At 73.3% G+C, this 13,829-nt stretch carries 10 protein-coding genes; 6 read left to right on the top strand and 4 right to left on the bottom strand.

The features are described from left to right. The first annotated feature begins 41 nt into the window (after positions 1-41). Together cofD and ACZ53K_RS16720 are read left to right on the top strand one after the other, a co-directional pair. Positions 42-998: a 2-phospho-L-lactate transferase gene (gene cofD, locus ACZ53K_RS16715; RefSeq protein ID WP_468836586.1), complete on the top strand. Its 957-nt coding sequence runs from the start codon at positions 42-44 to the stop codon at positions 996-998. After that, positions 995-2,413 (top strand): coenzyme F420-0:L-glutamate ligase, encoded by a 1,419-nt coding sequence (locus ACZ53K_RS16720; RefSeq protein WP_468836588.1) that lies wholly within the window; start codon positions 995-997, stop codon positions 2,411-2,413. Before cofD ends, ACZ53K_RS16720 begins: the two co-directional genes overlap by 4 nt. A gap of 33 nt (positions 2,414-2,446) precedes the next feature. On the opposite strand, the gene ACZ53K_RS16725 is transcribed toward ACZ53K_RS16720, so the two are convergent. From ACZ53K_RS16725 to ACZ53K_RS16735, 3 genes are all read right to left on the bottom strand, one after another. Beyond that, the gene (locus ACZ53K_RS16725; RefSeq protein ID WP_468836591.1) at positions 2,447-3,361 is read right to left on the bottom strand and encodes a DNA-3-methyladenine glycosylase family protein; all 915 of its coding nucleotides are present in this window, start codon (positions 3,359-3,361) and stop codon (positions 2,447-2,449) included. Positions 3,362-3,472: 111 nt separating this feature from the next. Next, complete coding sequence (manB, locus tag ACZ53K_RS16730) at positions 3,473-4,555, bottom strand: mannose-1-phosphate guanylyltransferase (RefSeq protein ID WP_468836593.1); 1,083 nt, start codon at positions 4,553-4,555, stop codon at positions 3,473-3,475. A gap of 73 nt (positions 4,556-4,628) precedes the next feature. Then, complete coding sequence (locus ACZ53K_RS16735; protein ID WP_468836596.1) at positions 4,629-6,056, bottom strand: peptidoglycan recognition protein family protein; 1,428 nt, start codon at positions 6,054-6,056, stop codon at positions 4,629-4,631. 127 nt (positions 6,057-6,183) lie between these two features. Here ACZ53K_RS16735 and ACZ53K_RS16740 point away from each other — a divergent pair, with 127 nt between their 5' ends. The 4 genes from ACZ53K_RS16740 to ACZ53K_RS16755 all read left to right on the top strand — a co-directional run bounded on the left by ACZ53K_RS16740 (position 6,184) and on the right by ACZ53K_RS16755 (position 12,702). Then, positions 6,184-6,936 (top strand): TIGR03089 family protein, encoded by a 753-nt coding sequence (locus tag ACZ53K_RS16740; protein WP_468836598.1) that lies wholly within the window; start codon positions 6,184-6,186, stop codon positions 6,934-6,936. Positions 6,937-7,132: 196 nt separating this feature from the next. Then, positions 7,133-8,458: an LCP family protein gene (locus ACZ53K_RS16745; protein WP_468836601.1), complete on the top strand. Its 1,326-nt coding sequence runs from the start codon at positions 7,133-7,135 to the stop codon at positions 8,456-8,458. A gap of 239 nt (positions 8,459-8,697) precedes the next feature. Then, a complete protein-coding gene (locus tag ACZ53K_RS16750) occupies positions 8,698-10,497 on the top strand; it encodes an LCP family protein (RefSeq protein ID WP_468836603.1) in 1,800 nt (599 codons plus the stop codon). A 108-nt stretch (positions 10,498-10,605) separates the two neighbouring features. Beyond that, on the top strand, positions 10,606-12,702 hold the full coding sequence (locus ACZ53K_RS16755) for an LCP family protein (protein ID WP_468836605.1): 2,097 nt from the start codon (positions 10,606-10,608) through the stop codon (positions 12,700-12,702). Here ACZ53K_RS16755 and ACZ53K_RS16760 read toward each other — a convergent pair. After that, a complete protein-coding gene (locus ACZ53K_RS16760) occupies positions 12,690-13,796 on the bottom strand; it encodes a polyprenyl synthetase family protein (RefSeq protein ID WP_468836608.1) in 1,107 nt (368 codons plus the stop codon). The genes ACZ53K_RS16755 and ACZ53K_RS16760 overlap by 13 nt on opposite strands. Positions 13,797-13,829: the final 33 nt, after the last annotated feature.

Here is a 13,829-nt window from a genome sequence, read left to right on the forward strand (position 1 = left end):
CCGCTTCCCACCGGACGCCCGCCCCCTGACATGCTGGTCCCATGCGCATTGTGGTTCTCGCCGGCGGCATCGGCGGCGCCCGCTTCCTGCGGGGTGTGAAAGCAGCGGCGCCGGACGCCGACATCACGGTCATCGGCAACACCGGTGACGACATCCATCTGTTCGGGCTGAAGGTGTGCCCGGACCTCGACACCGTGATGTACACGCTCGGCGGCGGCATCAACGAGGAACAGGGCTGGGGGCGTACCGACGAAACCTTCCGGGTCAAGGAGGAGTTGGCGGCGTACGGGGTCGGGCCCGAGTGGTTCGGGCTCGGCGACCGGGACTTCGCCACCCATATCGTCCGTACGCAGATGCTCGCCGCCGGTTACCCGCTCAGCGCGGTGACCGAGGCGCTGTGCGCGCGGTGGAAGCCGGGGGTGCGGCTGCTGCCGATGTCCGACGACCGGGTGGAGACCCATGTCGCCGTGGACGTCGACGGTGAGCGCAAGGCCATCCACTTCCAGGAGTACTGGGTACGGCTGCGCGCCTCGGTGGAGGCGCACGCGGTGGTGCCGGTCGGCGCCGAGCAGGCCAAGCCCGCGCCGGGTGTGCTGGACGCCATCGCCCAGGCCGACGTGGTGCTCTTCCCGCCGTCCAACCCCGTGGTGAGCGTCGGCACGATCCTGGCGGTGCCGGGCATCCGCGAGGCGATCGCGGACGCCGGGGTGCCGGTGGTCGGGCTGTCGCCGATCGTCGGCGACGCGCCGGTGCGCGGCATGGCGGACAAGGTCCTCGCCGCGGTCGGCGTCGAGTCGACGGCGGCCGCGGTGGCCAAGCACTACGGCTCTGGGCTGCTGGACGGCTGGCTCGTCGACACGGTGGACGCGGGCGCGGTCGCCGGGGTCGAGGAGGCGGGCATCCGCTGCAAGGCCGTACCGCTGATGATGACGGACCTGGACGCGACCGCCGCGATGGCCCGCGAGGCGCTGGCGCTGGCCGAGGAGGTCCGGGCGTGAGCGTCCCCGGGCCCGCGCCGGCCGCCGCCGGCTCCCCCGGGCCGGCCCCGGCCGGGTACCGGGTGTGGGCGCTGCCCGGCATCCCCGAGGTGCGGGCCGGCGACGACCTCGCCAAGGTCGTCGCGGCCGCGGCGACCGCCGACGGGCTGCCCGGACTCGCCGACGGCGACGTGCTGCTGGTGACCTCGAAGATCGTCAGCAAGGCCGAGGGCCGGGTCATGGAGGCCACCGACCGCGAGGCGGCCATCGACCAGGAGACGGTACGGGTGGTGGCGCGCCGCGGCACGCTGCGGATCGTGGAGAACCGGCAGGGCCTGATCATGGCCGCGGCAGGTGTCGACGCGTCCAACACTCCGGCCGGAACCGTGCTGTTGCTGCCCGAGGACCCGGACGCCTCGGCGCGCGCCATCCGCGACGGGCTGCGGGAGGCACTGGGCGTACGGGTCGGCGTCGTCGTCACCGACACCTTCGGGCGGCCGTGGCGCAGCGGGCTGACCGATGTCGCGATCGGCGCCGCCGGGGTCCGGGTCCTGGACGACCTGCGCGGCGGCACGGACGCGTACGGCAACCCGCTCAGCGCGACGGTGGTCGCCACCGCCGACGAACTGGCCGCGGCGGGCGATCTGGTGAAGGGCAAGGCGGCCGGACTGCCGGTGGCGGTGGTCCGCGGGCTGCCCCACGTGGTGCGCGGCGGCGGCACGGACGCGGACGAGCAGCCTGCCGAGAACGAGCAGGCCGGCGAGAGCGAGCAGCCCGACGCGGGCGCCCGGGACCTGGTGCGCGGCGCCGAGAACGACATGTTCAGGCTGGGCACCTCCGAGGCCGTACGGGAAGCGGTGACCCTGCGGCGCACAGTCCGCGAGTTCGCCGACGACCCGGTGGACCCCGGCGCGGTACGGCGCGCGGTCGCCGCCGCGGTCACCGCGCCGGCGCCGCACCACACCACCCCCTGGCGGTTCGTCCTGCTGGAGTCCGAGCGTTCTCGTACGGAGCTGCTGGACGCGATGCGGGATGCCTGGATCGCCGACCTGCGCGGGGACGGCTTCAGCGAGGAGTCGGTCGCCAAGCGGGTGCGCCGGGGCGATGTGCTGCGCAACGCGCCGTACCTGGTCGTGCCGTGCCTGGTCATGGACGGCTCGCACACGTATCCGGACGCGCGGCGCAACGCCGCCGAGCGGGAGATGTTCGTCGTCGCCAACGGCGCGGGCATCCAGAACTTCCTGGTCGCGCTGGCCGGGGAGCGGCTGGGGTCGGCGTGGGTGTCCTCGACGATGTTCTGCCGCGACGTCGTACGCGAGGTGCTGGACCTGCCGGCGGACTGGGACCCGATGGGCGCGGTGGCCGTGGGCCGCCCGGCGGCGCCGCCCCGCCCGCGGCCGGACCGCACGGGGGACGACTTCGTGGTGGTGCGCTGAGCCCGTGTCCGCGGGGGCACCGCCCGGCCGTCGCTACAGCCGGGCGATGTCCCCGACGGGGAAGCGCGGGGCGCGGCGCGGCAGCGTCCGGCCCGACAGCAGGATGAAGCGGGCGGCGCGGTGCCGCTGTCCCTCGTACGGGGCGAGCAGGTCGAGCATCTGCTCGTCGGTGCCGTCCCGCCGCCCGGTCAGCGCGTAGCCGACGATGCGCGGCAGGTGCAGGTCGCCGACGGTGATCGCGTCGGGCGCGCCGTTGGAGCGCTGGAGCGCCTCGGCGGCCGTCCACGGGCCGATGCCCTGGACCAGCTGGAGCCGGTGCAGGGCGTCCGGCAGGTCCATGGCCGCCGCCTCTTCCAGGCGGCGGGCGACGCGTACGGCCCGCAGGATCGTGGCCGAGCGTTTGTCGTCGACGCCGGCTCGGTGCCACTCCCAGGACGGGATCAGCGCCCAGCCGCGCGGGTCGGGCATCACGCGCAGCCGGTCGAACGGGCCGGGTGCGGGCTCGCCGTGCCGCTGGAGCAGCAGCCGCCAGGCGCGGTACGCCTCGTCGGCGGTGACCTTCTGCTCCAGGACCGAGGGGATCAGCGACTCCAGGACCAGCCCGGTACGGGCGAGCCGTACGCCGGGGTGGCGGTGGCGCGCCTCGTGGACGAGGCGGTGCCGCGGGGTGAACGCCGCCGGGTCGTCGCCCTCCCCCAGCAGGGCGGGCAGCCCGTCCAGCAGCCATTCGGCGCCCGGCCCCCACGCCTCGGCCTCGACTTGTCCGGCGCCGGGCCGGGCCCGTACGCACAGGGTGGCCGGGCCCCGCGGGGTGCGGCTGGCCCGCCAGACGGCGCCGTCCACCACCCGGAACGCCGGGTCGCCGGGGCCGCGACCGAGCACACCGAGGGTGCGGTGCAGGTCGTACGGGCCGGGCGGGACCCAGGTGCGGCGGAGGGGGGTGGGCATCCGGCCAGGGTAAGTGATGCGGGTGTACGGGCGCGGGGCTCAGGGTTCGCGGGCGCGGGGCCCGGGGCGCCGCGAGGGCCGGCGCCTGTCCGGGGCCGGCCGGTGCGCGGTCTACCGGTCCGACGAGAAACGGACCGACGCCTCCGGTATCTCGGCGCCGCACCACACCCGTATGCCGTCGCGCAGCTCGTTGTCCGCGCCGATGCGCGCGCCGTCGCCGATGACCGCGCCTTCCAGGACGGTACGCGCCCCGATGCGCGCTCCGGCGCCGATCAGCGAGTCGCGTACGCGGGCGCCCGGCTCGACGACGGCGTCCTCCAGGACGGTGCTGCCGTCGATGCGCGCCCCGGCGCCGACCCGGGCCCGTGAGCCGACGGCCGTACCGCCGGTGATCTTGGCGTCCGGGGCGACGTCGGCGGTGTCCATGATCAGGCGGTCGCCGCAGCGGCCGGGGACGGCCGGGGACGGCGCGCGGCCCAGCACCAGGTCGGCGGAGCCGCGGACGAAGGCCTGCGGGGTGCCCAGGTCGAGCCAGTAGGTGGAGTCGACCATGCCCTGGAGGTGGGCGCCGCTCTCCAGCAGGCCGGGGAAGGTCTCGCGTTCGACGGAGACCGGGCGGCCGGTGGGGATGGTGTCGATGACCGAGCGGTTGAAGACGTAGGCGCCCGCGTTGATCTGGTCGGTGACGATCTCCTCGGGCGTCTGCGGCTTCTCCAGGAAGGCGGTGACCCGGCCGTCGGCGTCGGTGGGCACCAGACCGAAGGCGCGCGGGTCGGCGACCTTGGTCAGGTGCAGGGAGACATCGGCGCCCGTGGTGCGGTGGGTGTCCACCAGGGCCTCGATGTCCAGTCCGGTGAGGATGTCGCCGTTGAAGATCAGAACCGGGTCGCCGGGTGCCGAATGCAAACGGGAGGCGACGTTGCGGATGGCGCCGCCGGTGCCCAGCGGCTCCTCCTCGGTGACGTACTCCAGGTGGAGGCCGAGCGCGGACCCGTCCCCGAAGTACGGCTCGAAGACCTCGGCGAGGTAGGAGGTGGCCAGCACGATGTGTTCCACGCCCGCGGCGCGGGCCCGCGCCAGCTGGTGGGTGAGGAAGGGGACGCCTGCGGCCGGGACCATCGGCTTGGGCGTGTGCACCGTCAGCGGGCGCAACCGGGTGCCCTTGCCGCCGACCAGAAGGATCGCTTCAGTCACCTTGTCTTCTCTGCTTCCTGCTGGGGTCGGCCGGTCGGCGGACCAGTGTAGGCAGATGCTTTCGAACGCCCTTTCAGCGGCCTTGGAGGCGGGCCGCGGAACTGCGTGCGGTGCCGAGCTTGCTGTAGAGACGGTCTCCGGGGCACTGGGTGTTGAAGCCGTCCCGGTGTCCGGAGATGGCGTGCAGCTTAGCCCGGGTGCCCTTCTTGAACCGATTGCCTCCGCCGGACACTAGGGAAGTTGTGGCTCGCGGGTCCACTCCGTGGAGGCCGAGTTTCCATGCCGTCAGCTTCGCCAGCGCGGACACGGCCGGGGCCGGCGCGTTTGCATTCTCGAACGATCCGAGGACGGCGATGCCCATGCTGTTCGCGTTGAAACCGCGGGTGTGGGCGCCCATCACCGGCCTGGCGACGCCGCCCGCACGGCCTTCGTAGATGGTGCCGCACTTGTCGATGAGGAAGTTGTAGCCCATGTCGCGCCAGCCGCTGCTCTTGACGTGGAAGCGGTAGATGCCGCGCAGGACCGCGGGCGCCTGTGAGCACCGGTAGTGGTTGCCGGTGGCACTGTGGTGGACGAAGGCCGCCCGGATGGTCCTGGTGTACACGAGCTTCCGCTCGCGCAGCTTCTCGTCGGCGCCCCAGCCGGCCCGGGTGACGATGGCCGGGCGCGGGCCGATGTGGGAGCGGGGGTTGTCGGGGCGGGGGGTGGCGGTGGGGCGCGGGGTGGAGGGCTCGTCGTCGTAGTCATCGCCGGGCCCGGCGGGCCTGTCCAGCGCCGGGATGCGGAAGATGCCGAGCAGGGAGCCGAGGGCGGAGCCGGCGGTCCCGGAGTTGCCGCGGGGCGGCTTCGGACGGCCCTGGCCGGTGGTGTCCGCGCCGGTCCGTGCGGCGCGTACCTGGGGGGTGTCCCGGCCGGGGTCGACGAGCTCCAGGTGCATCCCGGCCGGGAGTGCCCGGCGCGCCGCCGTCCGGCCGCTTCCGTCGCGCTCCGGTACGACACGCAGTTCCACGGCGTCGGAGGCGCCGACCCACAGGGGCGCGGTGCTGCCCCGTACGGAGCCGCCCCGGCGCTCGGCGGAGCGCGGGTCGGGCGCGTCGTCGTCGTGGGTCCCGATGTCCTGCCAGCCGGACCAGCCGGCGCCGCCGACGGGCCGGGTGCGGACCTGGGCGCGGCCGTGCAGTTCGGCCGCCGGGTCGTCCCAGACGACGCCGACCAGCGAGAACGGGGAGACGCCGTGGGCGGACAGTCCCTGGGCGCCGGAGGCCGCGCCGCGGTCCGAGGTCCGCAGGGAGCGCAGCGGCAGGGAGCGGGTGCTGCCGGGGATGCCGGCGGGGACGGCCTGGGCGGGCCGGCCGGCCCGTACGGACTGTGCGGCGGCCGGCCGGTGGGACGTGCCGGCGGCGGACGGGCCGGCGGCGGTCGCCCCGGCGGGCAGGGTGAGCGGAAGGGCGAGGGCGGCGGTGCACGTCACGGCGATCGAGGTAGCAAGAATGGCACGCATGGAGAAAGCGTGAACGAATGGGACATAACATGCCATTCTTGAAACTGACGGCGCGTCGGCCGGGCCACCCCGCCCCCACCCGCCGTACGGCTGACCGGCGGCCGCCCCCGCGCGTACCCTGACGCCGATGAACACCACCGATCGCACCCCCGCCGACCTGCTGCGTTCCGCGCTCGCCGCGGACCCGGCCCGCCCGCTCGTGACCTTCTACGACGACGCCACCGGCGAGCGCGTGGAACTCTCCGTCGCCACCTTCGCCAATTGGGTGGCGAAGACCGCCAACTACCTCCAGGGCGACCTCGCCGCCGAGCCCGGCGACCGGCTGGCCCTGCTGCTGCCCGCCCACTGGCAGACCGCGGTCTGGCTGCTGGCCTGCTCCTCGGCCGGCGTGGTCGCGGACGTCGGCGGCGACCCGGCGGCGGCCGACGTCGTGGTGAGCGGCCCGGACACCCTGGAGGAGGCGCGCGCCTGCACCGGGGAGCGGGTGGCGCTGGCGCTGCGCCCGCTGGGCGGCCGCTTCCCGCAGCCGCCGGAGGGCTTCGCGGACTACGCGGTCGAGGTGCCGAGCCAGGGCGACCGGTTCGCCCCGTACGCGCCGGTCTCCGCGCAGGACCCGGCGCTCGCCGTGGACGGCCGGGAGCTGACCGGCGCCGAGGTGGTGGCGGCGGCACTGGCCGACGCCGCGGAGCGCGGGCTGTCCGAGGGGTCCCGGCTGCTGTCCGGCCTGCCGTACGACTCCTGGGCGGGCCTGTCCGCCGGGCTGCTGGCACCGCTGGCCACGGGCGGTTCGGTCGTCCTGTGCCGCAACCCGGACCGGCTGGACGCGGACGGCCTGGCCAGGCGCGAGGAGAGCGAGCGGGTCACGCACCGGGCGCTCTGACGCCCCGGCACCGGGCGCTCCTACGCCCCGCCCCCTCCCCCGTCCGGCGGACGCCCGGCCCTTCATGAGGGGCCGCCACGTCCCGGGCGGGCCATGATCTTGGGGTACGGACGCCCCCGCGGCCCGCATGTCCGCCCGCCGGACGGCGGCTCCCGCGCGGGCGGGACGCCGACTCCGGAGGGATGGGGACGCACACGTGAGCGACAGCCCGGAGAAACCTTCCGGCCGGCCGGACCCGCGGGGCCCCGCCGCCGAGAAGGCCGCGCGCACCGCCCCGCTCGCGGCCCCGCCGCTGGACCTCACGGCGGAGAGCGGCGCGACGGCCACCGGTCCGCGGCCCAGGCGGCGGTGGGTGCGCCGGGCCGCCCTCGGGCTCTCCGCGCTGGTGCTGGCCGCGGCCGGTACCGGCTGGCTGCTCTACAACAAGCTGGACGGCAACATCCGTACCGACGCGGACACCCGCAACGAGCTGGAGAAGTACGAGGCGGAGCGGCCCAAGTCGGAGCCCGGCGGCGCGGAGAACGTCCTGCTGATCGGCTCCGACCGGCGCTCCGGGGAGAGCAACGGCAAGTACGGCGAGGACACCGGCACCCAGCGCTCGGACACCACGATCCTGCTGCACGCGGCGGCGGACCGCCGGAGCGCGACGGCGGTCAGTATCCCGCGCGATCTGATGGTGCGGATTCCCGGTTGCAAGCGTTCCGACGGAAAGCAGTCGGCGCCGCAATTCATCCCGTTCAACTGGGCGTTCGAGTTCGCGGGTGCGGCCTGCACGATCCGGACGGTGGAGAAGATGACCGGCATTCGCGTCGACCACCACATGATCGTGGATTTCGCCGGATTCAAGAAAATGGTGGACGCGGTGGACGGCGTGGACGTGTGCCTGGAACGGCCCGTCAATGACGACGAGGCACATCTGCGGCTGCCGGCCGGCTGGCAGACGCTGCGCGGGGAGGAGGCGCTCGGTTACGTACGGGCCCGCAAGAGCCTCGGCGACGGCAGCGACACCCAGCGCATGGAACGTCAGCAGCAGTTCCTGGGGGCGCTGGTGAACAAGGTGCAGAGCAACGGCGTGCTGCTGCACCCGGGGCGGCTCTACCCGCTGCTGGACGCCGCGACGAGCTCCCTGACCACCGACGAGGACCTGGCGTCGCTTCGGGGTCTGTACGAATGGGTTCGCGGTATGCGCAGTATTCCGACCGACAAGGTGCAATTCCTGACCGTTCCCCGCCAGGAGTACCGCTTGAACGCGGACCGCGACGAACTCGTCCAGCCGGACGCCGAACAGCTCTTCCGGCAGCTGGGCAAGGACCGCCCGGTGGCCGTGCGGCCCACTTCCGGGCCCACCTCGCCGGCCCCCGCGGCGTCCGCCGTGCCGGGCCGGGCGCGCGGCGCCGCGGCCACGCCGGAATCCCCCGGTCCGGCATCCGGATCGCGTAAGGATTCCGCGGACGGTTCCGCCCCGCCGTCCGCGGCGCCCACGTTCCGCGGAACCACAGCGGAACGCGGGATCTGCCGCTAAAAGCTCCGCAAAGGTACGCTCTACTGCTCTCGGCTGCTCAAAAGCTGCCGAAAAGATGGGGTGAATTGCCCAGTTGTAGGGGAGTGGAATGTGTCACGGGCGTCGCTCGACGCTGAACTGGGCGGATAGTGTGAGCGATCCGGTCCGCACGACCAGGCTGACCGCGCATTGCACAACCGACCGACCGAGCGCCTTGAGGGGGAGGCGCCGCGTGGCACCGACGGAGGACACAAGGCACCGTGGACGCGCAAGGCCGTGGGCGAGGGGACGACATCGATCCCGCCGATCAGTGGGTGTTCGATCCGAACACCGGCAGCTACGAGTTGCGGCTCAACCCTGGCGACGCTCCGGCAGCGCAGCCGGCCGACCGCAAAACTCCGGCACCCAGACGCGGCAGTGGCACGCCACGGCCTGACGGGGGCAGTGGCACGCCACGGACCGAGGAGGGCCGGGGCACCCCCGCGCCCCGCAACCGCACGGGGCAAAACGGTTCTCGAAGCGGCGGTCCCCGGAAGGACAGCGGCACCCGCGAACTGCCGGCCCAGCGCGACCGGCGCGCCGGCAACCGCTCCGCGCCGCCCGGTGGCGGCGCGCCGAGCCGGCGTAAGCCCAAGCCGAAGAAGTCCACGAAGAAGAAGGCGCTCTACTGGACGTCCGGCGCGCTCGGCTTCGTCCTCGTCGCGGGCTGCGGCGGCGCGTTCTTCCTGTACCAGCAGCTGAACGGGAACATCTCCAAGGTCGACGTCGGCAAGGAGAACCCGGCGGTCAAGGACGGCCCGGTCAACATCCTGATCATCGGAACGGACGCCCGCTCCGGCAAGGGCAACCAGGGCTACGGCGACGCGGGCAGCGTGGGCCACGCCGACACCACGCTGCTGATGCACGTCTCCAAGGACCGCACCAACGCGACGGCCCTGAGCATCCCCCGCGACATGATCACCGACATCCCGGACTGCCCGACGAAGAAGGACGGCACGACCCGGACGATCCCGGGTGAGCGCAACGTCCGCTTCAACACCAGCCTGGGCCAGGAGGACCGCGACCCCGGCTGCACCTGGCGGACCGTCGAGAAGATGACCGGGCTGTCCATAGACCACTTCATGATGGCCGACTTCAACGCCGTCAAGGAGCTGTCGGAGGCGGTCGACGGCGTCGAGGTGTGCGCCGCCAAGCCCATCGACGACCCCAAGTCCCATCTGAAGCTCCCGGCGGGCAAGAGCATCGTCAAGGGCGAACAGGCGCTGGCCTTCGTCCGTACCCGGCACTCCATCGGCACCGGCAGCGACCTGAGCCGCATCCAGCTGCAGCAGCAGTTCCTCGGCTCGATGATCCGCAAGATGAAGTCCGGCGACACCCTCACCAGCGTTCCCAAGCTCTACGACCTGGCCCAGGCCGCCACCAAGGCGCTGACCGTGGACACCGGGATCGGCAGCGCGGGCAAGCTGGTGGACCTGGCCAAGGACCTCAGCCGGGTCGACATCAAAAACATCACTTTCGCCACAGTTCCCGTCCTGGACAACCCAAAGGACCCCGCAACCGTCGTATTGGACGAGGCGAAGGCCGGACCGCTGTTCCAGATGATCCGCGCCGACCACTCGCTGTCCAAGACGAAGGAGAAGAAGGACAAGGGCACCTCGGACGAGAAGCAGGTTCCCAAGGCTCCGGCCGACAAGGTCCGGGTCGATGTCAGCAACGGCGGCGGACCGTTCGGTGCCGCCCAGGAGACGGTGGACTGGCTGCAGAACAGCAAGGCCGCGAAGCTGTCGACGAACGCCGGCAACGCCCCGACGAAGCTGGCCGCGACCCGGCTGGAGTACGCGCCCAACCAGGCCGACCAGGCAGCCACCCTGGCCGACTGGATGGGGCTGCCCAAGAGCGCGCTGAAGAAGACCACCGCGGACGCGGGGCCCAAGGTCCCGATGAAGCTGATCCTGGGCAAGGACTTCAAGGGACCGGGCAAGTCGATCGAGGCGCCGACGAAAACGCCGGACGGCGTGCAGAACGTCAACGCCGACGACAAGAACATCTGCGCCAAGTAGCGGGACACGGCCGGGCCCCCGGCCGGTCCGCGGCTGCACGGGGCAGCCGGAAAGACCAAGCGAGCCCCGGCCGCCGTGACCGGCGCCGACTGACGGGGGAGAAACCCAATGCGGCACAGCAGTGCGCGTGGTGACGGGCCACGCCGGCGCCGGCCCGACGCCAAGGACCTGGGCTGGGACGACAGCCTGTACCAGAACGGGCAGGACGGGCCGCCCGGCCCCGGCGGCCCGCAGGCGGCGGGCCCGGGAGGCGCGACGCCCCCGGACGCCCCGGGCACTCCGAACGCCCCGGGCGCTTCCGGCGGCACCGGCACCTCGTCGGCGGGCAGCGGCACGAACGTTCCGCCGGTGATCACCGGCGGGGTTTCGGGACCGCCCGTGATCTCCGGCGGCGTCGCGGGCCCGGCCACGGGCGGCGGCGCCACCGGCGGCCAGACTCCCGCACCGGCCGTCACGGGTACGGCGGTCACGGGTACGGCGGTCGCAGGTGCAGGCGTACCCGGCACGCCCGGAACGCCCGGAACGCCCGGCACGCCCGCTGCCGGAACAGCCCCCGCCGGCACCGCCACCACCGGAGCGTCCCCCACCGGCACCGCCACCGCCGTCAAAGACGCCGCCCCCGGCTCCTCCCCGGCCGACGGCTCCGCGCCCGACGCCTCCGGCAGCCCCGCCGCGGGCACCGAACCCGAGGCCAAAGGCTCCCGGCGCGCCCGCAGACCGCGCAGCAAGGCCCGGCGCGTCCTGCGCTGGAGCGCGATCACCCTGGCCGTGCTGATAGTCGGCACGGCCGGCGCCGGTTACTGGTACTACGAGCACCTCAACGGCAACCTCCGCAAGGACGCCCTGGACCTGGGCTCCGGCGGCCTGGAGAAGCCCGAGCCGAACGCCTTCGGGCAGACGCCGCTGAACATCCTGCTGCTCGGCTCGGACGGCCGGAACAGCGAGAAGAACATCGAGCTGGGCGGTGCCCGGCAGGACGCGGACCGCAAGCCGCTGGCCGATGTGCAGATGCTGCTGCACGTCTCCGCCGACCGCAGCAACATGTCGGTCATCTCGATCCCGCGCGACACCCGCGTGCCGATCCCCGAGTGCAAGGACCCGGACGACGGCAAGGTCTACCCGCAGGCCACCGCGGCCATCAACACCTCGCTCCAGCACGGCGGTCCCGGCTGCACGGTCGCCACGTGGAAGGAGCTGACCGGCATCTACATCGACCACTTCATGATGGTCGACTTCGCCGGCGTGGTGGACATGGCGGACGCGATCGGCGGTGTCCCCGTGTGTGTGGACAAGAACATCTACTCGCACGACAAGAAGGGCCACGGCAGCGGTCTGAAGCTCACCGCGGGCACCCACTCCGTCAAGGGCGTACAGGCCCTCCAGTGGCTGCGCACCCGTTATGGCTTCGAGGACAACACCGACATCGGCCGGGCCAAGGCCCAGCACATGTACATGAACTCGATGGTCCGCGAGCTGAAGTCGGGCACCAAGCTCACCGACCCGATGAAGCTGCGCGACCTGGCCGAGGCCGCCACCAAGGCGCTGACGGTGGATGAGGGCCTGGGCACCGTCAAGAAGCTGTACGACCTGGGCGGCGACCTCCAGCGGGTGCCGACCGAGCGGATCACGATGGTCACCATGCCGTGGCAGTACGCGGCGGGCGGCGAGTACGTCGTACCCAAGCCGGGCGACGCCGAGCAGACCTTCTCCCTCGTCCGCAACGACACCGCGCTGGACGGCAAGGACAAGAAGAAGAAACCCGCGCCCGACCCGCAGCCCACCACGGCCAAGGACAAGCTGGACATCATTGTCCAGAACGGCACCAACAGCACGGTCTCCGGCCCGGTTTCCGGCCGCGCGAACGTGATCGCCGGCCACCTGGAGTCCCTCGGCTACACGAGCGCCACCACGGACTCCCGCCTCACCACCCAGGCCGACACCACGATCACCTACCCGGCCAAGGAGGGGCGCGGCGACGCCCTCGCCCTCGCGAAGGCCCTCGGCCTGCCCAAGGACGCGGTCAAGGAGTCCAGCGCGGCCGACCGGCTGCGGCTGGTGATCGGCAACGACTGGCGCAAGGGGACGGCGTTCCCCAAGCCGCCGGCCGACAAGAAGGAGGCCGACAAGGCGCCGGAGAGCGCCGACGCCCTCAACGGCGAGGACAAGAAGGCCTGCATGAAGGTGAACCCTTCCTACACCTTCTGACCGGACCGCCCCTGGGTGCGGCCGGGCGGCACCGCCGGCCCCGGGGGCAGGGTGCAGTGCGTGCCGTGCGGGTCCGCCGGTGCGACGGCGTACGCGGTGGTCCGTACCTCGTCGTCGACGCGCCGGTGCAGGGACGCGGTGAACGGCGAGGCGGGGGCGAGGGTGTCCAGCAGGGCGTGGGCGCGCTGGTGGAGGTCCGCGAGGAAGCGCTGGTACGGGGCCAGGTTGTCCGGGGCGTACATCATGGCGGCCAGCTGCCGGCGGTCGGCGGCCGATTCGGCGGCCCGGCCGAGGAGTTCCTCCGCCTGCTGCCTGGCCGGGTCGGGGGCCGAGTGCAGCAGCTGGACCAGGAGGTAGGTGGCGGTGCGGTTGCCGAGATCCTCGCTGTGGCCGGAGCGCAGGTCGTCCTCGTCGTTGCGGAACTGCGCCAGCATCCCCACGGCCTGCCCGAACTCCCCCCAGGCGGCGGCCCGCGGGTCGTCGGCGCCGGCCGCGCCGAGCGCGAGGCGGGCCGCCAACGTGGCGGCCATGGCGTAGACCGAGCCGCTCTTGTGCCGGTAGACCGTCAGGACCTCGTCGGGGCTCGTTCCGGTCGGTGAGCCGAGGATGTCGCCGACCTGTCCGTCGCAGGCGGCGGTCCAGCCGTCGAGGAAGTCCGCGGTCAGGCGCTCGCGCAGGGCGCCGGGCACCGGCAGCGCGGCCAGGGCGCGCAGCGGCAGGGCGTAGCCGCACTCCAGGGCCGCCGTCATGACCGCGGCCGGGTCGCCGCCGTACAGCCGGGGGCCGACGTCGCCGTCCGACACGTCGTCGAAGGCGTTGGCGGCCCGCCACCACAGGGCGTGCACCCCCGCCACCGGGACGGCCGGTTCGAGGGTGCCCTCGACGGCGCCGTGCACCAGGAGCGGCAGCGCGCATTCGAGGGGGGTCCGCCTGCCGTGGACGACCAGCCGTTCGAGCGTGGGCCGCAGGTACGCGTACCGGGGCCGGTAATCGTCGAGGAGCCCCGCCAGGTACTGCCGTACCCGCGGGAAGACCTCGGCGAGCCGGTCTTCGGGGCTCGGCCGCACGGCGGCGGACCGGGGGTGAGGGGACAAGCGGGTCTCCGTACGGTCAAGGGGGGGTCTGTA

The organism is Streptomyces sp. NPDC033221, from assembly GCF_055577005.1.

Coding starts and splice junctions, on each gene's coding strand:
- cofD (WP_468836586.1), top strand. CDS start 42: ATGCGCATTGTGGTTCTCGCCGGCGGCATCGGCGGCGCCCGCTTCCTG.
- ACZ53K_RS16725 (WP_468836591.1), bottom strand. CDS start 3,361: ATGCCCACCCCCCTCCGCCGCACCTGGGTCCCGCCCGGCCCGTACGAC.
- ACZ53K_RS16735 (WP_468836596.1), bottom strand. CDS start 6,056: ATGCGTGCCATTCTTGCTACCTCGATCGCCGTGACGTGCACCGCCGCC.
- ACZ53K_RS16740 (WP_468836598.1), top strand. CDS start 6,184: ATGAACACCACCGATCGCACCCCCGCCGACCTGCTGCGTTCCGCGCTC.
- ACZ53K_RS16755 (WP_468836605.1), top strand. CDS start 10,606: ATGCGGCACAGCAGTGCGCGTGGTGACGGGCCACGCCGGCGCCGGCCC.